This is a genomic window from Acidovorax sp. FG42, assembly GCF_057809195.1.
The window spans coordinates 410,317-431,450 of sequence record NZ_JBMDJM010000001.1 but is presented as its reverse complement, the minus strand read 5'-3'; the positions used below and the strand labels follow the sequence as shown (position 1 = coordinate 431,450).

Sequence of the window (21,134 nt, the reverse complement as noted above, 5' to 3'; positions counted from 1 at the left end):
GCTGGACATTGGTGCCAAAACGGCACCATGTCGTGCCGATTCACAATATCCGACACGGGGAAACCCGCAGGCCACTTCCGGTCAGCACCGGCACATCAGCGCAGCGCCAGCGCCTTCCACAGTGCCTCGGCCAGCGGCCCCAGGCGGCGCTTGGGGCGGTACAGGCGTACGTCAAACCGCACCTCCATGCGGGCGTCTCCCGCGAGTGCCAGCCGCTGGGCCTTGCAGTCGGCAAACACCATGGACCAGGGCAGCCACGCAACGCCCAGGCCTTTTTGCACGTATTCGTAGTGGGCGTCGGCCGAGTCGCACTCCACCACGCGCTGCAGCCGGGGCGCATGGGGGTTGTGCGCCAGGTGGTCTTCCACCAGCCGCCCCAGGGCCAGCTGGGGGGCGTAGGCCAGGTAGGGCACCCGCGTGGCATCCGGCCCGAACCGGTGCAACGCCTGCCCCTGCGCCGTGGCGCGCGACACAGGCACCAGCCGGTCGGAGGCCACCGTGAGGTGCGTGAACTGGCGCGCATCGAGCCGGATGGCGAGAGTGGGGTGGTGGTACACGAGCGAGAAGTCGGCCTCGTTGCGCTCCAGCATGCCCACGGTGTCGGCCAGGGCCCGGGTGCGGATGCACAGCTCTCCGCCCTGCAAAATGGGCTGCAGGCGCACCAGCCAGTCGGCCACCACGGTGCGCGCCAAGGTGCGGCCCGTGGCCAGGGTCACGGTGCGGGCCTGGCGCCCAGCCAAACTTTGCAGCTCTTCGTGCGACTGCGTGAGGTTGCGCACCATTTGCCCGGCGGTGTCCAGAAAACTTTGACCGGCGGGTGTGAGGGTGACGGGGCCTCCGCCCCGCTCCACCAGCGGCGTGCCCGCCCAGGCCTCCAGCGCGCGGATGCGGCGGCCAAACGCGGGGTGAGTGACATGCCGCAGCTCGGCGGCACGGGTGAAGCTGCGCTCCTGCGCCAGCACGATGAAGTCTTCCAGCCATTTCAACTGCATCGTCGGCTCCTGGAGGGACGGCTGTCAGGCGGGTGGCAATCGGTGGTGCCGAGGTCGCGCCAGCACTGTACTGTCAGGGGGCTGCGCGCGAGGGCTGGAGTGGTGGGGAACTCAGCCCCGGGCAGCTTCCAGCACGCCCCGGGTGCGCATGGCTTCGGCACGCGCCGCGGCAGCAAAGTCCTCGCCTTTGGACGCATAAAGAATGGCCCGCGACGAGTTCACGATGATCGGCCCATCGTTGCGCAGCCCGGCACGCACCGTGGCGGCAGCGTCACCGCCCTGGGCGCCCACACCCGGGATCAGCAGCGGCAGCGTGGGCGCTATGGCGCGCACGCGCTCGATCTCCTGCGGATAGGTGGCGCCCACCACCAGGCCGAGCTGGCCGTTCTTGTTCCAGGGGCCTTGCGCCAGGCGCGCCACATGTTCGTACAGGAGCGGCTGGCCCTCGACGCTGGCCAGGCGCTGGGTCTGCAGATCGTCACCGCCAGGGTTGGACGTGCGGCAGAGCAAAAACGCGCCCTTGCCGTGGTAGGCCAGATAAGGCTCGATGGAATCAAACCCCATGAAGGGCGACAGCGTGACGGCATCGGCGCCGTAGCGCTCGAAGGCCTCCTTGGCGTACTGCTCGGCGGTGGAGCCGATGTCGCCGCGCTTGGCGTCCAGGATCACCGGAACCTGCGGTGCGTTGGCACGCATGTGCTGCATCAGGCGTTCGAGCTGGTCCTCGGCACCGTGCGCGGCAAAGTAGGCGATCTGCGGCTTGAAGGCACACACCAGGTCGGCGGTGGCGTCCACGATGGCGGCGCAAAAGTCATAGATCTTGCGCGGGTCGCCCTGCATGCCCGCAGGGAAGCGGGTGGGTTCGGGGTCCAGGCCCACGCACAGCAGGGAGTTGTTCTGCGCCGTGGCGTCGCGCAGCATGTCGGTGAAGTTCATGGGGCGTGATTTTAGGTGGGTGGCATCAAACACCGTGTGGAGCAGCAGTGCGTTGCTCTCGCAAACCCCAAAAAAGGCCACCCCATTGGGATGACCTTGAGCAAGGCATGGAGTGCCTTAATCTTCTGCAGCGCGCTTTTCCAAAATCTCGAAAGCGGGCAGCTTTTTGCCTTCCAGCACTTCCAGGAAAGCGCCGCCACCGGTGGAGATGTAACCCACCTGTTTATCGATGCCGTACTTGGCAATGGCGGCCAGCGTGTCGCCGCCGCCCGCGATGCTGAAGGCCGAGGATTCAGCAATGGCCTTGGCCAGTTGCTTGGTTCCGTTTTCAAAGGCGGCGAACTCGAACACGCCCACGGGGCCATTCCAGACGATGGTGCCTGCAGACTTGAGCTGGGCCGCCAGACGGGCCGCCGTCTCGGGGCCGATGTCCAGGATCATGTCGTCAGCCGCCACATCGGTAGCCGCCTTCACGGTAGCGGGCGCATCGGCGGCAAAGGTCTTGGCCACGACCACGTCGGTAGGAATCGGCACCTCGGCGCCCCGCGCCTTCATGGCAGCCATCACGGCTTTGGCGGCGTCCAGCAGGTCGGGCTCGGCCAAGCTCTTGCCGATGGGCAGGCCCGCCGCCAGCATGAAGGTGTTGGCAATGCCGCCCCCCACGATGAGCTGGTCCACCTTGTCGGCCAGGCTTTGCAGGATGGTGAGCTTGGTGGACACCTTGGAGCCCGCCACGATGGCGGCCAGGGGGCGCTGGGGCTGGGCCAGCGCCTTGGTCAGGGCATCAATCTCGGCCGACAGCAACGGGCCGGCGCAGGCGATGGGCGCAAACTGGGCGATGCCGTAGGTCGTGCCCTCGGCGCGGTGGGCGGTGCCAAATGCGTCGTTCACGAAGATGTCGCACAGCGCGGCCATCTTGCGGGCCAGCTCTTCCTTGTTCTTCTTCTCGCCCACGTTCAGGCGGCAGTTTTCCAGCAGCACGATCTGGCCGGGGGCCACTTGCACGCCGTCCACCCAGTTGGCAACCAGCGGCACATCACGGCCCAGCAGCTCGGCCATGCGCTTTGCAACAGGGGCCAACGAATCTTCGGGCTTGAACTCGCCTTCGGTCGGGCGGCCCAGGTGGCTGGTCACCATGACAGCGGCACCGGCGTCCAGGGCCATACGGATGGCGGGGATCGAGGCGCGGATGCGGGTGTCTTCGGTGATGTTGCCAGCATCGTCTTGCGGCACGTTCAAGTCAGCGCGGATGAAAACGCGCTGGTTGCGGGCCTTGCCCTGGGCACACAGATCGGAGAAGCGAAGGATGTTCATGGAGGGAGGTTTCCTGGAGGGGCCGGTGGATCAGGGGCGCCATTTTAGGCGGCCATGCTGACGCGGCCCGGCGCCGCCAGCACCTACCAGCCCCAACCGATGTGCAGCGGCAGGTACACCGCCATGCCCACCAGAATGGTGCCCAGAATGCCCCGGCGCCAGAAGTAATAGGCGCTGGCGAACAGCACGGCCGGCAGGCGGGCGTCCATGAAGGTGTCGATCAACTCGCCCTGCACCATGAGGATCTCGGGCGCGATGACGGCGGTGAGCGCGGCCAGCGGGGCATATTTGAGGCCCCGCTTGAGCCAGTCGGGCAGGGGCAGCTCACGCTCCGGGATCATGAAGAAAGAGCGCGACACCACCGTGATCACTGCCAGGCCCACAGTGGCCAGCACGGGATAGATCCAGGACCAGCTCATGGGTGGCGCTCCTCGCGCAGCGGCACCACGTCGCCCGCTTCGACATGCTCGCGCTCTTCCGGCGGCATGACGCTGTCGGCAGGCACCAGCAGCAGCTCAGGCTGGCGACGGCGGCGGTCCACCGCCTCCATCAGCAGTCCCGCGGCCACGGCGGCCGCCAGCGCCACCAGGATATTGAGCTTGAGCGGCAAGGCAAACGCGGCAATCGCGGCAGTGGCCGCAACGCCCGTGGCGAGCCAAGTGGCCCGGTCGAACAGCAGGGACAACAACACGCCCAGCAACGCCAGCACCCCCGCAAAACCCAGCCCCCAGGACAGGGGCACGGCGTTGGCCAGCAGGATGCCGGCGATGGACGGCACCTGCCATGCCAGCCAGTTGGTGGAGGCAGCGCCCCAGAAGTACGGCACCTGCTCTGGCGCCGGCCGGGGTTCCGGAAAGCGCTTCATGAACGCCACATAGATCACGTCCCCGCTGAAATATCCCACGGCCAGGCGCTGGCGCAGCGGCAGGTGCGCAAAGTAGCTGCGCCACATGCTGCTGAAGATCACAAACCGCAGGTTGACGCAAGCGGCCGTGAGCCACACCACCCACAGCGGCGCGCCCACGGAGAGCAGCGGAATCACGGCAAGCTGAGCACTGCCGGCGTACACCAGCAGCGACATGAACACCGCCATGCCGACCGACATGCCACTCTTGACCATGGCCACCCCGGTGACCAACCCCCAGGCGGCGATGCCCAGCGACGTGCCCGCCATGTCGATGGCAGCCATGCGGAAGGAGGGGTGGCGCAGTGTCCGGCCCAGGGCAGCAGACACGCTCATGCAGGGTTGGCGCCCAGTACCATGCCCGGCTGCAGGTCAAAGCCACGCAAGAAATCGGCGGCCGCCAGCCGCTTGCCACCCGCCCGCTGCAACGTGGTGAGGCGCAAAGCGGTGCCGCTACCGCATGCGACAGTCACTCCGGCGCCATTTGCAGCCAAAATCTGCCCGGGGCGCTGGTCGGATATGCCCTGAGCGCTATCAATTACATAGCTCCATATTTTGATCGTCTCGCCCTTGCACTCGGTACTGCCCCCGGGGAAGGGATTGAACGCGCGAATGCGCTGGCCAATGACTGCGGCGGGCAGTGTCCAGTCAATGGTGCTCTCGGCCTTTTCGATCTTGTGGGCGTAGGTGATGCCGTCTGCCGGTTGCGGCACGGCAGTGAGGCCCCCACAGGCGGCCAGCTCCAGGGCCTCGACGATCATGCGTCCGCCCAGCGTGGCCAGGCGGTCGTGCAAGGTGGCCGTGGTATCGCTCGGGGCGATGGGCAGGCGCTCGGTGAGCAGCATGTCGCCCGTGTCCAGCCCGGCGTCCATCTGCATGATGGTGACGCCCGTTTCCGCATCGCCTGCCTCGATGGCGCGGTGGATGGGTGCGGCGCCACGCCAGCGCGGCAGCAGGCTCGCGTGGATGTTCAGGCAGCCCAGACGGGGCAGATCCAGGGTCCACTGCGGCAGGATCAGTCCGTAGGCGGCCACGACCATCACATCGGCCTGCGCGGCCAGCAGGGCTTCGCGCGCAGCGGCGGCATCGTCGGGGTACTTGCCATCCAGGCGCAGGCTGCGGGGCTGGGCGACGGCTATCCCATGCTCCAGCGCGCATTGTTTGACGGGCGACGCCTGCAGCTTCATGCCACGGCCTGCAGGGCGGTCCGGTTGCGTCAGCACCAAGGGAACGGTAAAGCCTGCGGACAGCAGCCGCTCCAGGGCCACGCGGGCGAATTCGGGGGTTCCTGCAAAAATGACTCTCATGGAAACGGATGTTGGCTCAGGTGGGCGCGGGACGCGGTGGCCCTGCTGGGCGGGCCATCCCATCAATCGCGCGCGTTGTCAAAATTAGGCAGCTCGTCGGTGAACAGCACCTGGCGCACCACCCCTTGGCGGTCCAGGTGCACATGGGCCTGACGCAGGTCCGAGTTCTGCCGGAAGCGGTAGGTCCAGATATCCCCATCAAAGCGCGCCACCTGCTCGATCCGTAAGGGCATTCCGAAGGTGTTTTGCAGGTCGGCGCGGGTCCAGGTGCCAATAGGCAGGTTCTCGAACCGCTGCTGCGTGAGCACCTGCTCGTTGCGCACCAGCCGGCCGCTGGCGTCAAAGTCGAGGTTGTAGGCAGCAAACCCGGCGGGCAGTTCCGAATACAGCAAGCGCTCGCCAGAGGGCAGCGCAATCGTGGCCGTGGGCGCGCCCAGGCGGGCGACCACTTCGGCCCGCAATGCGCCCGGCTGCTCGTGGGCCGGCAGCGCGCAGGCCACCAACAGACCAACCAGCGCACCCAGCGCCAGCACTCTGACGCCCCGGCGGACGCAGAGCGCTGCGCGCTTCACCCGCGCGCCTCCCGCTGCTGCTTGACCATCTTGGTCTTGATGCGGTTGCGCTTGAGGGGGGATAGGTATTCCACAAACACCTTGCCCATGAGGTGGTCCATCTCATGCTGGATACAGACCGCCAGCAGGCCATCAGCCTCGATCACGCGGGACTGGCCCTGGGCGTCCAGCGCCCGCACATGCACGGCATTAAATCGCTCCACCCCGTCATAAATGCCAGGCACCGACAGGCAGCCTTCTTCGTTCAGGTGCTTTTCGGCGCTGGTCCAGACCAGCTCGGGGTTGATCAGCACCAGGGGCTGATCGCGCTCCTCCGACACGTCAATGACCACCAGCCGCTCATGCACATCCACCTGGGTGGCCGCGAGGCCAATGCCGTGCGCGTCGTACATCGTGGCCAGCATGTCGGCCACCAGCGTGCGGATGCGGTCGTCCACCGCCTGGACGGGGCGGGCGACCTTGTGAAGCCGGGGGTCCGGGTAACAGAGAATGGGAAGGATTGCCATGGCTGCAGGTAAGAGATGTCGCTATTTTCGCCACTTTTGCGGCCTACTGCCGCCCTGCGAGCCAATAATCGTTGCCGAATCAAGGGCTTGAGCAGAGAATCTAAGAAGCTTTGTAACGTATTTGCCCGGCCGCACGCCTGCTTTGTGCGCCGAGGTGCCAGCGAGGGGGCGTTTCCCAATGCATGAGAAAAGGAACAACATGACGGCATTCACCAGCGTGCGGCGGACCGCCCTGGGCGCGCTCACCATCATTGCTGGCGCCCTGCTGGTCATGCCGGCCCAGGCGCAGAACTACCCCATTTCCAGCGGCCAGCGCGCCACCGCGCAGCAAGTGTCCGAGCGGGGAGTGCCCCTGGAAGAGCTGGCCCCCAACGCCCCCGACACCTACACCGTCAAACGGGGCGACACGCTGTGGGGCATTTCGGGCATGTACCTCAAGCGCCCCTGGCGTTGGCCCGAGCTCTGGGGCATGAACCTCAAGGCCATCCCCAACCCGCACCTGATCTTCCCGGGCCAGACGCTGTACCTCATCAAGGAAGGCGGCTACGCCCGCCTGAGCACCAGCCGCTCGAACGAACCCGAAACCGTGCGCATCTCGCCCCGCACGCGCAGCGACAGTCTGGCCGATTCCGCGCTGCCCACACTCAAGCAGCACCTCATCGAGCCGTTCCTGGTCGAGCCGCTCGTGGTGGACGAACAAGTGCTGCTGAGCGCCCCACGCGTGATCGCAACCACAGAAGAGCGCGTGCTGATGGCGGCGGGTGACCGTGTTTATGTGCGCGGTGACGCCGCGTCGCCCATGCTGGCAGAGGCGGGAGAACCCCGGTATTACCGTGTGTTCCGCAATGCCGTGGCGCTCAAGGACCCTGTGACGGCTGAAGTGCTGGGATACGAAGCCCAGTACCTGGGCAAAGCGGAGTTGGTGCGTGGCGAGTCGTTCGAAGAAATTCCAAACGGCAAGGGTGGATACACGGCGGAGTACATTCCCGCCACCGTGGACCTGTCGGCCACCAAGGAGGAAGTCCGCGCGGGCGACCGCCTGCTGCCCGCACCCGCTCGTCCGTTCCTGAGCTACACCCCCCGCGCCCCCGAGATGGAAGTGGACGCCCGAGTGGTGTCCATCTATGGCAGCTCAGCGGTGGCCTACGCGGCCCAGAATCAGGTGGTGGCCATCAACATGGGTTCGCAGGACGGACTGGAGCCCGGCCATGTGCTCAGCCTGCTCACGAAGGGCGACCGCATCAAGGACATGACCGACAGCAACAAGGCGATGGTCAAGCTGCCGAGTGAAGTCAACGGCACCGCCATGGTGTTCCGCACCTTCGAGCGCGTGTCCTATGTGCTGCTGCTGGAAATCCGCAACGGCGTGCGCGTCGGCGACCGATTGGTCAACCCCAAGTAACGCGGAAGGCCGGCAGCACGTATCGCCGCGCGGGGTTCCTGCGCTGCGGTAGTCACGTTGCCGCGCCGTACTGGCATCCATGGACCACGACGAGCTCGGCGCCTGGCTGCGGCTGACCTTGACGCCGGGCATCGGCAACGGTGCTGCACGGCGCCTCTTGGCACGGTTTGGACTACCTCAATCCATCTTTCAGCAGACTGAAGCCGCGCTGCAACTCTGCGTGCCCGCCGCGCAGGCTAAGGCATTGCGGGAGATTCCCCAGGGGTGGGAGGCCCTTTGGCAGACCACCGCCCAATGGCTTGCTAGTGCTGCGCCACAAGGGCCGGCACGCGCCATCGTGAGCCTGGGCGACCTGCGCTATCCCCAGGCCCTGCTGGACACGGAAGACCCGCCGCTGTTGCTGTACCTCATGGGCCCGGCGTTGCTGCTGGAGCACCAGCCCTTTCCCAGCGACCGCTGCCTCGCCGTAGTTGGCAGCCGCAACCCCACGGCCCAGGGCGCAGAAAACGCCCGCCTTTTCGCCCGCGCGTTGTGTGGCGCCGGCTTGACCATCGTGTCGGGGCTGGCGCTGGGTGTGGACGCAGCGGCACATGAAGGGGCACTGGAAGCGGCGACCAGCGCTGGCACGATGGCGGCGACCATCGCCGTGGTGGGCACCGGGCTCGACCGCGTGTATCCGCGCAAGAACCTGGACTTGGCCCATCGCATTGCCGCGCACGGACTCATCGTCAGCGAGTACCCCCTGGGCACGCCACCGCTGCCTGGCAATTTCCCCAAACGCAACCGCATCATTTCGGGCCTCTCGCAGGGCACGCTGGTTGTGGAAGCCGCCCTGGCATCGGGCTCGCTGATCACCGCCCGCATGGCAGCCGAGCAGGGGCGTGAAGTGTTTGCCATCCCAGGCTCCATCCACGCGCCACAGTCGCGCGGCTGTCATGCGCTGATCCGTCAAGGCGCCAAGCTGGTGGAGTCGGCCCAGGATGTGCTGGAAGAGCTCAAAATACCCGCCACCACCGTGCCCGGCCTGCCCCAAGAAGGCGTAAACGCCCCGGGAGCGGCCGCATCGGATGAGACAGAAGACCCCGTGCTGGCCGCCTTGGGGTATGACCCCATAGGGCTGGATGCTCTGATCGCCCGCACGGGCATGGACGCATCGACGTTGCAGGTGGCCCTGCTGGAACTGGAGCTCGACGGCCGCATTGCACGGTTGCCCGGCGGCTTGTTCCAGCGGGTCGGCCGGGGCTAACCGATCGGGCCCGGGATCACCGGCAGCCAAACCGGCGCAAACGATGCCGGCGCACATCCCAGTTGCGCTCCCAAGCGATCCCCTACGCGATGGTCAGCAGGCTTCAAGCACCTGCCTGCAGGGCTCAGTCCAGCAATCGTTCCGGGTTGGCATCCAACTTGGCCAAGGCATCGCGCGTGGCACGCAGCGTGAGGCCTTCCTCGTCCTGCGCCACCAGCAGACCGGCCTGCAGGTACGCGGCCAGGCGGCGCAACTGAATCAGGTAGCTGCTGCCATCCACCGCTGCAAAAAGGTGCAATTGCTTGCGCTGGCTTTGCCAGGCGTATTGGACCTGGGCCGATGCACCGTTGTGGTCCAGCGTGTACCAGGTGCCCGGTTGCAGGTCTTGCGCCCAGGCCACCATCGCATCGTCCACCGGAGCGCCGTTGTCGGCAATCACGTGGATGGACGAGGCGTCGATGCCCAGCATCATCTCGATGTTGTCCGCGTTGAGCGGCATGTCGCCCAGCGTGGCGTCACTGATGAAGTCTTCCAGGTTGGCCAGGCGCTTGGCCATGGCGTCGATGTGAGCCTGCGGGATGGATGCGGTCTTGGACAGGAAGGCGTCGGCCAGGGTGTCCGTCAACACCTTGACCTGCGTATCTTGTGCCTCGCCATTCACCCCCAGCAGGGACAGGCCCTGCCGCAGGCGCTGCAGCAGCGCCGGAAGGTTCTGTATGACCTGGGCCCGGTCGCTGCGGTTGGGCTTGGCACTGGCAGCCCAGACGAGATCTGCTGCCGTACGCTTGAAGGCCACCGTGTCGGCATGTTGGGGGCCATCGCGCACGGCCGACAGCGCCAGCACCTCGGCCCAGGTCTTGAACAGGAACTCGCGGATCTCGTCGCGCACCGGCATGTCGCGCAACATGGTGCGCAGTTCGATGGTGTACTGGATCGCCAGCGTTTCCCGCTGCTCGACTTGTTGGGCGACGCTGACCAGGCGCGAAGTGACCTGCTTTTCGGTCAGGAACTTGGCCAGGAATTTTTCGAACTCGTCATAGACCAGTTGGAAGACGCGGCGTCCCGTCTCGGGGTACTGTTCGATCACCTGCACCACGCGGCGAATCTCGGCTTCCAGCGCACTGCCATTGATGCTGGTCGCATCAAAACCGAGCACACAGGCTCCCATGCGGTCGATCAGCTTGCGCGCAGGATGGTCGAGGTTGCTGAAGAATTCGGGCTCGGCCAAGGCCACGCGCAACACCGGCACCTGCAGCCGGGCAAACCACACTCGTACGGCAGGCGGTATCCGGTCTTCGGCGAGGATGCTCTGGAACATCAGGGCCACCACCTCGATGATGGCCTTTTCTCCCGAGGTGGTCGCTTTCTTCTTGAGTTCGGTGGAACGCTCCCGCACGGCGCCCACCAACTGGACCACGGCGGCAGGGCTGTAGTCCTCCATCAGGGTGGCAACGCCGCTGTAGTAGGTGTCCGCATTCACGCGGTGCGCAGTGAGTGCATGGGCCAGCGCCGCCGACGCAGGGGGCGCATTCACCATGTCAAAGCCAGTGGCGGGCTGCGTGAGCAGGCGCCGCAGCTGCCCCATCACACCCTGCGCGCGCTGGCGTGCGCGGGCCAGGGGCGTCATGCCTGTGGCAAAGGCCGTGGGCATTCCGTGTTGTGGCCGGGGGTAGCCGCCATATCCGGGGGGCGGCATCTGTGCGCCCGGAGGGCCCATCGGCCGGCCTGCGGCGGGCATGCTAGGCGGTTGCATCCCTCCCCGCGCGGCCATCATGGCCTGGCGGGTCTGCGCCAGGGCCTGCGAAGCAAGTCCTCCTGCGCCCGAATCGCCCCCGCCACTGCCCGTGGCAGTGCCGCCCTGGGTGCGGCGCACCTTGGATTTGAGATCGGTCTGCGGCGTGATGCCCTGCTCCACGTAGAACACGTTGACCGCCTGGTAGTGCTTTTGCAGCAGGTTCGCCAGTTCGCGCTGCAGGGGGTCCACCACGGTCTGCAGGTCCGTGCGGGGCAGGCCCGCCTCCACCCATTGCTCCACCAGCAGAAGGCATACCGTATCGGGTCGGAGAATATCGCTGCTGTCCAGCTCCTGCCCTTCCAGCGACTGGGTGCGCTGGCGCAAGGTATCGAACTGATGGCTGACCTGCTCGTTCACAGTGAGCGCCATGCGCGAGGCGAGGATCTTGTTCTCCACGACATCGTCGCTGAGCAGCTCAAACTGGCTGAGCCCCCCGCCGCCACCGGCTGCCAGCTGGCCGCGTGTAGAGCTCACATGGGGAGCAAGGGCCTCTTGCCAGGCCTTGCCGGTGCGCTCTGTCCACGCGGCATGTTTTTGCTGGTACTGCAGCCACGCGTCCCGGCGCGACTGCATTTCACGGGCGGTGCCCGTCTGGTTCATCAATGCGGTAAGGAAGTCCTGGACCGTCTTGTCGAGGTCCGCCAGCCCACCACAGATCCCCTCTACGAACCGCTGACGCGCCTGGCGGGCCAGGCGACGTTGCGGAACAGAAGGGGGCGTGGTGTGCATGAACAGATATTAGCGGGTCAAACGGTAGCTCCGGCTTGGGGATCGTTGGGATCCCCTTCCTTTTTGGCGGGCTTGACAAGGTCTTCGCGCTTGACCCCCAGCCACATGGCAATGGCCGCCGCCACGAACACCGAGGAATAGATACCGAACAGGATACCGATCGTCAGCGCCAATGCAAAGTAGTGCAAGCTCGGGCCACCGAAGAAGAACATCGACAGCACCATGGCCTCGGTGGAGGCGTGGGTGATGATCGTGCGGCTCATCGTGCTGGTGATGGCGTGGTCGATGACTTCGTGGGTGGTCATCTTGCGGTACTTGCGGAAGGCCTCGCGGATCCGGTCGAAGATCACGACCGATTCGTTCACCGAGTAGCCCAGCACCGCGAGCACGCCCGCGAGCACCGACAGCGAGAACTCCCACTGGAAGAACGCAAAGAAGCCCAGGATGATCACCACGTCGTGCAGGTTGGCGATGATGGCCGCCACGCCGAACTTCCACTCGAAGCGGAAGGCCAGGTAAATCACGATGCCCACGACCACCATGGCCAGGGCCATCAGGCCGCCGTGCACCAGTTCCTCGCCCACCTGCGGGCCCACAAACTCGGTACGGCGCAGAGTGACTTCAGGGTCTGCCGCTTTCAGGGCGCCCAGCACCTGCTCGCTTTGCTGCGCGGACGTCACGCCCTTTTGCACGGGCAGGCGGATCATCACGTCGCGCGAGGTGCCAAAGTTCTGCACCTGCACGTCGGGGTAACCCAGAGCAGACACGGTGTCGCGGACCTTGGCCAGTTCGGCGGGCTGGCTGTAGGCCACTTCCATCACGGTGCCGCCCGTGAACTCCACCGACAGGTGCAGGCCACGCGTGAGCAGGAAGAACACCGCCAGGGCAAAGGTGATGAAGGAGATCGCGTTGAAGACCAACGCGTGCTTCATGAAAGGGATGTCTTTGCGGATACGGAAAAACTCCATGATTCCTATTCCTTCGTTGGAGTTTTCAGAGAAAGCTCATGTGCGCACCGCGCACGTGATGCTGGAACTACGAATTCCATGGTCTTCCTCCTTCAGTTCGTCTTGGCCACAGCGCTGTCGGACTCAGGCTTCCACACCTGACCGATGGCCACGCTCTTGAGCTTTTTCTTGCGGCCGTACCACAGGTTCACGAGGCCCCGTGAGAAAAACACGGCCGAGAACATGCTGGTCAGGATGCCGATGCAGTGCACCACCGCAAAGCCGCGCACCGGGCCGGAGCCGAAGGCCAGCAGCGCCAGGCCCGCAATCAGGGTGGTCACGTTCGAGTCCAGGATGGTGGCCCAGGCACGCTCGTACCCCGCGTGGATGGCCGCCTGGGGCGATACCCCGGCTCGCAATTCCTCGCGGATGCGCTCGTTGATCAGCACGTTGGAGTCAATCGCCACACCCAGCGCCAGCGCCATGGCCGCAATGCCGGGCAAGGTCAGCGTGGCCTGCAGCATGGACAAGATGGCCAGCAGCAGCAGCACGTTCACCGCCAGCGAGACGGTGGAGAAAATGCCGAACAGTGCGTAGTAGATGCACATGAACACTGCAATGGCCACCATGCCCCAGACCACGCTGTGGATGCCGCGCTCGATGTTGTCGGCGCCCAGGCTCGGGCCGATGGTGTATTCCTCGATGATTTCCATGGGCGCGGCCAGCGAGCCGGCGCGCAGCAGCAGGGCGGTGTCATTGGCCTCGGCCGTGGTCATGCGGCCCGAGATCTGCACGCGGCCGCCACCGATTTCGGAGCGGATCACAGGTGCCGTAACCACCTCGCCCTTGCCCTTTTCGAACAGCACGATGGCCATGCGCTTGCCCACGTTTTCGCGCGTGATGTCCTTGAAGATGCGGGAGCCCTTGGCGTCCAGCGTCAGATTGACGGTGGGCTCTTGGGTCTGGCCGTCAAAGCCCGGCTGCGCATCGGTCAGGTTTTCGCCGGTCAGGATGACCTGCTTCTTGACGATGACGGGCTGGCCGTTGCGTTCCAGGTAGCGCTCGGAGCCGAAGGGCACGGGGCCACGGCCTGTCTCTGCCGAGCGGGCTTCGGTGCCTTCGTCCACCATGCGCACTTCCAGCGTGGCCGTGCGGCCCAGGATGTCCTTGGCCTTGGCGGTGTCCTGCACGCCGGGCAGCTGCACCACGATGCGGTCTAGGCCCTGCTGCTGGATCACGGGCTCGGCCACGCCCAGCTCGTTAATGCGATTGTGCAGCGTGACCATGTTCTGCTTGAGCGCCTGCTCCTGCACCCGGCGCGTGGCTTCGGGCTTGATCGATGCACGCAGCTTGAATTCGGTGCCTTCGGGCGTGGTAGTGACCTGCAGATCGGCGAACTGGTCGGCGATCAGGTTGCGCGCGGCCGTGGCCGTGGCTTCATCGCGCACCTTGATGTCGATGGATTGGCCGTCGCGGCTGATGCCGCCATGGCGGATGTTCTTGTCGCGCAGTGCGGTGCGGATGTCACCCGCATAGGACTCCGCCTTCTTGGTCAGCGCCGCCTGCATGTCCACCTGCAGCATGAAGTGCACGCCGCCGCGCAGGTCCAGCCCCAGGTACATCGGATTGGCGTGCAGGGCCTTGAGCCACAACGGCGAGCGCGACACCAGATTGAGGGCCACGATGTAGGAAGGATCGTTGGCGTCAGGCACCAGCGCCTTCTGGATGGCGTCCTTGGCCTTGAGCTGGGTGTCGGGCGTGTCGAAACGCGCGCGCACCGAGTTGCCCTCCAGCGCCACAAAGTCGGGCGTCACGCCAGCGGCCTTGAGGGCTTCTTCCACCCGCTGCTGCACGGCGGTGTCCACCTTGATGGTGGCCTTGGCCGACGACACCTGCACGGCAGGCGCCTCGCCAAAGAAATTGGGCAGGGTGTACAAGGCCCCTACCAGCAGCACGATCACCAGGATCGCGTACTTCCAGACCGGATAACGGTTCATGATCGCGCTCTCACCTCGGTTGTGCTGACGCCCTACGCGCCAGCGCCCCCTGCCCCCGCGCCCGGCCCAGCCGGGGCGCGCAGCGCCTCAGGGGGATGTTCACGGATTACTTGACGGAGCCCTTGGGCAGCACCTGCACCACAGCGCTGCGCTGCATTTGCACTTCCACGCCGCTGGCGATCTCGATGTGCAGGAAACCTTCGGACAGGCGAGTGACCTTGCCGACGATGCCGCCAGCGGTCGCCACTTCATCACCCTTGGCAATGGCGTCGATCATGGCGCGGTGTTCTTTCTGGCGCTTCATCTGGGGGCGGATCATGACGAAGTACAGCACCACAAACATGAGCACCAGGGGCAGCATGCCGGTCAGGGAGGACATGATGTCACCGCCGCCAGCGGCTGCGGCAGGTGCGGTTTGGGCGAAAGCGGAAGAAATAAACACGGACTGGACTCCACAACGGATGGTCAAAATTCACACAACCCGCCCACACCAAGCGCCAAAGCGCCCACCGAGGGCAGAACAGGGCATTGTATGCGGCGCTTCGGGCGCCGCCCAAGGGGGAAGACCCAAGCATGCAGCGGGTGTTTGCCGCCAGCAGGGCCCGCAAGGGCTCGCCCACGGAAATACAAGCCAAAAACGGCTGATGCGCTAGGGATTCATGCCTCGATAGCTACACTATTAATAGCAAAAGCCCGCACAGGTGCGGGCTTTTGCGGGAGACACTGACGGCAGAAGGACCGATCAGGCGACCTGACGCTGGACCGGGGCGCCTGCGCGCCACTGGGCCATCAGGCCGTCCCACTTGGGACGCGCTGCCTTCAGGTGCCGCTCCTTCACGTGGCCATAACCCCGGATCTCTTCGGGGATGCGGGCAATTTCCACCGCCAGGGCCAGGTTGTCGGCGCTCAGGCGGGCCAGCAGTTCGTCGATGCAGGCGCGGTATTCGGCGATCAGTGCGCGCTCCATGCGGCGCTCCTCGGTCTTGCCGAAAATGTCCAGCGCCGTGCCGCGCAGCCCCTTCATCTTGGCCAGCACGCCGAAGGCGCTGCGCATCCAGGGGCCGAACGGCTGCTTGACCAGCTCGCCCTTGGCGTTCTTCTTGGCGGTCAAGGGTGGTGCCAGGTGGTGCACCAGCTTGTAGTCGCCTTCAAACATGTTGGCGATCTTGTCCGTGAAGGCCTTGTCGGTATGCAGGCGCGCCACCTCGTACTCGTCCTTGTAGGCCATGAGCTTGAACAGGTAGCGGGCCACGGCCTCGGACAACTTCGTGCTGGTGCCCAGCTTCGCTTCCGCTGCCTTCACCTTTTCGACGAAGGCCTGGTACTCAGAGGCGTAGGCCGCGTTCTGGTAACCGGTCAGGAACTCCACACGCTTGGCCACCATCTCGGCCAGCGAAGGCTTCTTGACGAACTGAATCACTTGCGCGGCCTGGAACAGCGCCTGCACGGCCGCGAGGTCGTGCGCGCAGCGGCGGCCCCATTCAAAGGCGGCCTTGTTGTTCTCGACCTGCACACCGTTCAACTCCATGGCGCGCATCAGCGATGCGTAGGTGAGTGGCACACGGCCCTTCTGCCAAGCGTAGCCCAGCATCAGCGGGTTCGTGTAGATGCTGTCGCCCAGCAGCTGGGTGGCCACCTGCTCGGCGTCAAAGCTGCCCACACCTGCCGCGCCTACGGCGGTGGCAATGGCGGCGTCGCAGTTGCCACCAGGGAACTGCCAGTCCGGGTTGTTCACAAACGCCGCCGTGGGCGTGCTGTGGGTGTTGAGCGCCACAAAGGTGCGGCCGGGCTGCATCACGGCCAGCGTGTACTTGTGCGCGGCCACAATGGAATCGCAGCCGATCACCAGGTCGGCCTTGGCGGTATCGACCTTGGTGGTGTAGATGGCGTCGGGCCGGTTGGCGATCTGGATATGGCTCCAGGTGGCGCCGCCCTTTTGGGCCAAACCGCCGGCGTCCTGCGTGATCACGCCCTTGCCGTCCAGGTGCGCGGCCATGCCCAAGAGCGAGCCGATGGTGATCACGCCCGTGCCGCCCACGCCGCCCACCACAATGCCCCAGGCGCTTTCGGCCACGGGTAGCACAGGCTCAGGAATGGAGGGCAGCGCCGACAGGTCGCCCTTCTTCTCCTTCTTTGGCTTCTTGAGCTGGCCACCTTCCACCGTCACAAAGCTGGGGCAAAAGCCGTTGACGCAGGAGTAGTCCTTGTTGCAGGTGCTCTGGTTGATGCGGCGCTTGCGGCCGAACTCGGTCTCCACGGGCTCCACGCTCAGGCAGTTCGACTTCGTCGAGCAGTCGCCGCAGCCCTCGCACACCAACTCGTTGATCACCACGGTCTTGTCGGGCGTGGCCAGCTTACCGCGCTTGCGGCGGCGGCGCTTTTCCGTCGCGCAGGTCTGGTCGTAAATGATGGCCGTGCAGCCCTTGATCTCGCGGAACTGGCGCTGAATGGTGTCCAGCTCGTCGCGGTGGTGCACCGTCACGCCGTCGGCCAGCGCAACGCCGTCGTACTTGTGCGGCTCGTCCGTCACGATCACGAGCTTGGCCACGCCTTCGGCCTTCAGGCTGTTCATGATCTGCAGCACGCTGTGCCCCTCGGGCCGCTCACCCACGGTCTGGCCGCCAGTCATGGCCACCGCATCGTTGTAGAGCACCTTGTAGGTGATGTTCACCCCCGCCGCAATGCTCTGGCGGATGGCCAGCAGGCCGCTGTGGAAGTAGGTGCCGTCGCCCAAGTTGGCAAAGATGTGCGCGTCGGTGGTAAAGGGCTGCTGACCGACCCAGGTCACGCCCTCGCCACCCATCTGCGTGAAGGTGCTGGTGCGGCGGTCGGGCATCCAGTTGACCATGTAGTGGCAGCCAATGCCCGCCACAGCGCGCGAGCCCTCGGGCACGCGGGTGCTGGTGTTGTGGGGGCAGCCGCTGCAGAACCAGGGGGCGCGTTCGCCCGTGTCCACCTTCAGCTCCGCCATCGCGCGCTCGCTGGCCTCGATGATGGCCAGGCGCGCTTCCATGCGGGCCACGATGTCAGAGGGTACGCCCAGCTTCTTCAGGCGCTTGGCAATGGCCTTGGCGATGATGGCAGGAGTGAGGTCGGCCTTGGCGCGCAGCAACCAGTTCTGGCTGGGGTTGGGCATGCTCCATTCGCCGCCCGTGGCGTCGCCTTCGGGCTCGTCGAATTTGCCCAGCACGTTGGGGCGCACATCGGGGCGCCAGTTGTACAGCTCTTCCTTGAGCTGGTATTCGATGACCTGGCGTTTCTCTTCCACCACCAGAATCTCTTGCAGGCCTTGCGCAAAGTCGCGGGTGATGGTGGCTTCGAGCGGCCACACCACATTGACCTTGTGCACGCGGATGCCCAGCTGGCGGCAAGTGTCGTCATCGAGGCCCAGATCCACCAGCGCCTGCCGGGTGTCGTTGTAGGCCTTGCCGCTGGCGATGATGCCGAAGCGGTCTTGTTTGCCTTCGATGACGTTGTAGTTGAGCTTGTTGGCGCGAATGTACGCCAGGGCCGCGTACCACTTGTAGTCCATGAGGCGCGCTTCCTGCTCCAGCGGCGCGTCGGGCCAGCGGATGTGCAGGCCGCCGGGCGGCATCACGAAGTCCTCGGGCAGGATGATCTTCACGCGGTCGGGGTCGATGTTGATGCTGCTGGACGACTCCACCACCTCCTGGATAGTCTTCATGCCCGACCACACGCCCGAGAAGCGGCTCATGGCAAACGCGTGCAGACCCATGTCCAAAATTTCCTGCACGCTGCTCGGGAAGAACACCGGCGTGCCGCAGGCCTTGAAGATGTGATCGCTCTGGTGTGCGGCCGTGCTGCTCTTGCTGATGTGGTCGTCGCCCGCAATGGCAATCACGCCGCCGTGCTTGGCGGTGCCCGCCATGTTGGCATGCTTGAACACGTCGGAGCAGCGGTCCACACCCGGGCCCTTGCCATACCAGATGCCGAACACGCCATCAAACTTCTTGCTTTGCGGGTACAGATCGAGCTGCTGCGTGCCCCAGACGGCGGTGGCGCCGAGCTCTTCATTCACACCAGGCTGGAAGACGATGTTGTTGGCCGCCAGGTGCTTCTTGGCCGCCCAGAGCGCCTGGTCGTAGGTGCCCAGGGGCGAGCCCCGATAGCCGCTGATGAAGCCCGCCGTGTTGAGCCCCGCCGCCGCATCGCGCTGGCGCTGCAGCATGGGCAGGCGCACCAGGGCTTGCACACCGCTCATGAAGGCGCGGCCTTCGCCCAGGGTGTATTTGTCGTCCAGAGTGACCGTCTCTAGCGCTTTGCGGATGGACTCGGGCAGGGGGGCGTTCATGGCTATGTCTCCAATGGCTTTTTTGGGGTCCGCGCCTTGTGGGCACGCTGGGGGAGCACCATGCAGCCCGTTTAGGGCTGCGGCACTAATCTGCGGGTAAGTGTATGTCTGCGCCGCTGATATGTCTTTGCGTTCTGTGCCGTGTTTAGGCTATTCTGAGAAAGAATCTTTCTCTTTTCAGCCGCTTTGTGAACACTCTCGACAAATTCGATATCGCCATCCTCAACGAGCTGCAGGCTGACGCCCGACTGACGAATGCCGAGCTGGCCCAGCGGGTGGGCCTGTCGGCCGCGCCCTGCTGGCGCCGCGTGCGGGCGCTGGAGGAGCAGGGCTTCATCAAGGGTTACCGCGCCGAGATCGACCGGCACAAGATCGGCCTCGGGGTGCTGGCCTTTGTGCGGCTGGATGCGGACCGCAGCACCGGCAACCTCACGCGCAAGATGGAGGAAGCCATCCGCCAGATCCCCGAGGTTGTGTCGTGCCACTACATCAGCGGCACCGGTACCTTCGAGCTGCAGGTGGTGGCACGAGACCTGGACAGCTTTTCGCAATTTGCGCGCGACGTGCTGCTGAACCTGCCCAATGTGAAAGACATGCACACCAGCTTCTCGCTGGGCGAGGTGAAAGCCAGCGGGGCGCTGCCGCTGACGCACCTGAGCCGCCCCCGCTGAGCGGCCTGCGCGCCGGATCACCTGGCGCGCTCAGCACACGCCCATGGCAGCGGCGGTGCCGCGCCGAAACCGCCTCGCAGTCAACGCGGCCACAACGCCCACAGGCGCAGGTTCTGTTTGAGCCGGCCTGCGATGTCGCCCGCCTCGGGCCCCCAGCCGGTGAAATAGTCCGCACGCACTGCGCCGAGGATGGCGCTGCCCGTGTCCTGCGCCAGCACCAGGCGGTTGAGCTGCACCTGCGGGCCGGACGAGGCCAGCCACACAGGGGTGCCGTAGGGAATGCTCTGCCGGTCCACCGCAATCGATCGGCCCGGCGTCAAAGGCACACCCTGCGCACCACGCGGGCCAAAACCGGCGTCCAGCGGGTTCAGGGGTTCTTCGCGGAAGAACACGTAGCGGGGATTGCTCCACAGCAGCTCATTGGTGCGCTGAGGGTTGGCAGCCACCCAGGCGCGGATGCCGGGCCAGGTCGCATCGCGCGTCAGGCCCTGGTCCAGCAGCCAGCGGCCTACGCTCTGGTAAGGCTGGTCATTGGTACCTGCGTAGGCCACCCGCACCAGCGAGATCGAACCATCGGGCTCGGTGATGCGCAGACGGCCCGAGCCCTGGATGTGCAGCACCATGGACTCGATGGGATCACGCAGCCACGCAATGGCCCGGCCCGCCAGCGCGGCCTGGGCCTCGGGCAGGGTATCGATCTGCTGACGCGTGTACCAGGGCTTGCGCGCCCCGAGGCTGGCGGGCACCCGGTAGATCGGCACCGTGAAGCCGTTGCCGGGCTGGCGGGCCGCATCCATCATGGGCTCGTAATACGCCGTCAGCAGGCCATCGGGATTGCCATCGGTGGCCTCGACGCGGTAGGGCTGCAGGCGCGCAATGAGCCAGGCGCGCTGCTCATCGGCCGTGGCAATGCTGAGTTGCCGCACCTCACTGCACAGCGCCGTGAAAGGCGGCTGCGGCCGCTCGCAGCTCTTGATCCACGCGTTCCAGGCTTCGTGCAGCGCATCTTCGGTAAAGCCCGGCAGCTCGGCCCAGCGCACCGGAATCCATCGGCTTTTGGGTTGCGCCATGGGCGGTGGCAGGGGGCCGGTGTCCCCCGGCAGCACCACTGCACTGGGCGGCAGCGGCGCGGGAGTGCCCCCAGGCCGTGCGGGGACGGGGGCAGGGGGCGTGGAGCAGGCAGCCAGCGTTCCTACAATCAGCGCGGTCAATGCAACGCGCAGGAGTGTCAATTTCATGGGGCTGATTTTGCTTGAAGCGCTGCTGGCGCTGGTGGTCCTGGTGGCCATCGTGTGGTGGACCATGTTCTCGGGCCGCAAGGGGGGCGAACTCCAGGCTCCGCAGCCCCCGGACGACGACAAGCAGCCTCCCCCATCGCCTTGAGCCGCCGCTAAGCCCCCAGCGGGTACGGCTCCGTCCTACAAGCGATGGGCCAGCGGGCTGATGGTGCAAGCGCACCCCGGGCCCGACGATGGCGTGAGCCGGGTGATGGCACCGCGCCGAC

Annotated in this window: 18 protein-coding genes; 4 read left to right on the top strand and 14 right to left on the bottom strand. The window is 65.7% G+C overall.

Annotation, left to right across the window (positions count from 1 at the left end; translation table 11 throughout):
* Positions 1-95: 95 nt before the first annotated feature.
* From ACODSM_RS01995 to def, 8 genes are all read right to left on the bottom strand, one after another.
* Complete coding sequence (locus ACODSM_RS01995) at positions 96-992, bottom strand: LysR family transcriptional regulator (RefSeq protein WP_110960812.1); 897 nt, start codon at positions 990-992, stop codon at positions 96-98.
* Positions 993-1,103: 111 nt separating this feature from the next.
* Complete coding sequence (pyrF, locus tag ACODSM_RS01990; protein ID WP_488804162.1) at positions 1,104-1,928, bottom strand: orotidine-5'-phosphate decarboxylase; 825 nt, start codon at positions 1,926-1,928, stop codon at positions 1,104-1,106.
* Positions 1,929-2,045: 117 nt separating this feature from the next.
* A complete protein-coding gene (locus tag ACODSM_RS01985; protein ID WP_488804161.1) occupies positions 2,046-3,242 on the bottom strand; it encodes a phosphoglycerate kinase in 1,197 nt (398 codons plus the stop codon).
* 83 nt (positions 3,243-3,325) lie between these two features.
* Positions 3,326-3,661 carry an AzlD domain-containing protein gene (locus ACODSM_RS01980; RefSeq protein WP_015016233.1) on the bottom strand — a complete coding sequence of 112 codons (336 nt, stop codon included), beginning with the start codon at positions 3,659-3,661 and terminating at the stop codon, positions 3,326-3,328.
* Complete coding sequence (locus ACODSM_RS01975) at positions 3,658-4,431, bottom strand: AzlC family ABC transporter permease (RefSeq protein ID WP_369817443.1); 774 nt, start codon at positions 4,429-4,431, stop codon at positions 3,658-3,660. The genes ACODSM_RS01980 and ACODSM_RS01975 overlap by 4 nt, the downstream gene beginning before the upstream one ends.
* 47 nt (positions 4,432-4,478) lie before the next feature.
* Positions 4,479-5,453 (bottom strand): methionyl-tRNA formyltransferase, encoded by a 975-nt coding sequence (fmt, locus tag ACODSM_RS01970; RefSeq protein ID WP_488804160.1) that lies wholly within the window; start codon positions 5,451-5,453, stop codon positions 4,479-4,481.
* 62 nt (positions 5,454-5,515) lie between these two features.
* Positions 5,516-5,986 (bottom strand): hypothetical protein, encoded by a 471-nt coding sequence (locus tag ACODSM_RS01965; protein WP_168162390.1) that lies wholly within the window; start codon positions 5,984-5,986, stop codon positions 5,516-5,518.
* Between the two features lie 35 nt (positions 5,987-6,021).
* On the bottom strand, positions 6,022-6,531 hold the full coding sequence (def, locus tag ACODSM_RS01960) for a peptide deformylase (protein WP_015016237.1): 510 nt from the start codon (positions 6,529-6,531) through the stop codon (positions 6,022-6,024).
* Positions 6,532-6,730: 199 nt separating this feature from the next.
* On the opposite strand from def, the gene ACODSM_RS01955 reads away from it, so the two are divergent.
* Together ACODSM_RS01955 and dprA are read left to right on the top strand one after the other, a co-directional pair.
* Positions 6,731-7,933, top strand: coding sequence for a LysM peptidoglycan-binding domain-containing protein (locus tag ACODSM_RS01955; protein WP_110960806.1), 1,203 nt, complete (start codon positions 6,731-6,733; stop codon positions 7,931-7,933).
* Positions 7,934-8,012: 79 nt separating this feature from the next.
* Positions 8,013-9,179: a DNA-processing protein DprA gene (gene dprA / locus ACODSM_RS01950; RefSeq protein ID WP_295936836.1), complete on the top strand. Its 1,167-nt coding sequence runs from the start codon at positions 8,013-8,015 to the stop codon at positions 9,177-9,179.
* Positions 9,180-9,303: 124 nt separating this feature from the next.
* Here dprA and ACODSM_RS01945 read toward each other — a convergent pair whose 3' ends face one another.
* The 5 genes from ACODSM_RS01945 to ACODSM_RS01925 form a co-directional block, all read right to left on the bottom strand.
* Entirely contained in the window at positions 9,304-11,703 is a 2,400-nt protein-coding gene (locus ACODSM_RS01945) for a DUF1631 domain-containing protein (RefSeq protein ID WP_488804159.1), read from the bottom strand.
* Between the two features lie 17 nt (positions 11,704-11,720).
* The gene (secF, locus tag ACODSM_RS01940) at positions 11,721-12,671 is read right to left on the bottom strand and encodes a protein translocase subunit SecF (RefSeq protein ID WP_015016241.1); all 951 of its coding nucleotides are present in this window, start codon (positions 12,669-12,671) and stop codon (positions 11,721-11,723) included.
* A 92-nt stretch (positions 12,672-12,763) separates the two neighbouring features.
* A complete protein-coding gene (gene secD, locus ACODSM_RS01935) occupies positions 12,764-14,647 on the bottom strand; it encodes a protein translocase subunit SecD (RefSeq protein ID WP_110960803.1) in 1,884 nt (627 codons plus the stop codon).
* A 106-nt stretch (positions 14,648-14,753) separates the two neighbouring features.
* Complete coding sequence (gene yajC, locus ACODSM_RS01930; RefSeq protein WP_015016243.1) at positions 14,754-15,089, bottom strand: preprotein translocase subunit YajC; 336 nt, start codon at positions 15,087-15,089, stop codon at positions 14,754-14,756.
* Between the two features lie 300 nt (positions 15,090-15,389).
* Positions 15,390-18,959 (bottom strand): indolepyruvate ferredoxin oxidoreductase family protein, encoded by a 3,570-nt coding sequence (locus ACODSM_RS01925; protein WP_488804158.1) that lies wholly within the window; start codon positions 18,957-18,959, stop codon positions 15,390-15,392.
* Positions 18,960-19,147: 188 nt separating this feature from the next.
* On the opposite strand from ACODSM_RS01925, the gene ACODSM_RS01920 reads away from it, so the two are divergent.
* Positions 19,148-19,630, top strand: coding sequence for an Lrp/AsnC family transcriptional regulator (locus ACODSM_RS01920; protein ID WP_015016245.1), 483 nt, complete (start codon positions 19,148-19,150; stop codon positions 19,628-19,630).
* A gap of 80 nt (positions 19,631-19,710) precedes the next feature.
* On the opposite strand, the gene mltA is transcribed toward ACODSM_RS01920, so the two are convergent.
* Positions 19,711-20,934 carry a murein transglycosylase A gene (mltA, locus tag ACODSM_RS01915; RefSeq protein ID WP_488804157.1) on the bottom strand — a complete coding sequence of 408 codons (1,224 nt, stop codon included), beginning with the start codon at positions 20,932-20,934 and terminating at the stop codon, positions 19,711-19,713.
* Between mltA and ACODSM_RS01910 the strand changes: the two genes are divergently transcribed.
* Positions 20,867-21,013: a hypothetical protein gene (locus ACODSM_RS01910; RefSeq protein WP_209816847.1), complete on the top strand. Its 147-nt coding sequence runs from the start codon at positions 20,867-20,869 to the stop codon at positions 21,011-21,013. The two genes, mltA and ACODSM_RS01910, sit on opposite strands and share 68 nt — an antisense overlap.
* Positions 21,014-21,134 lie beyond the last annotated feature (121 nt).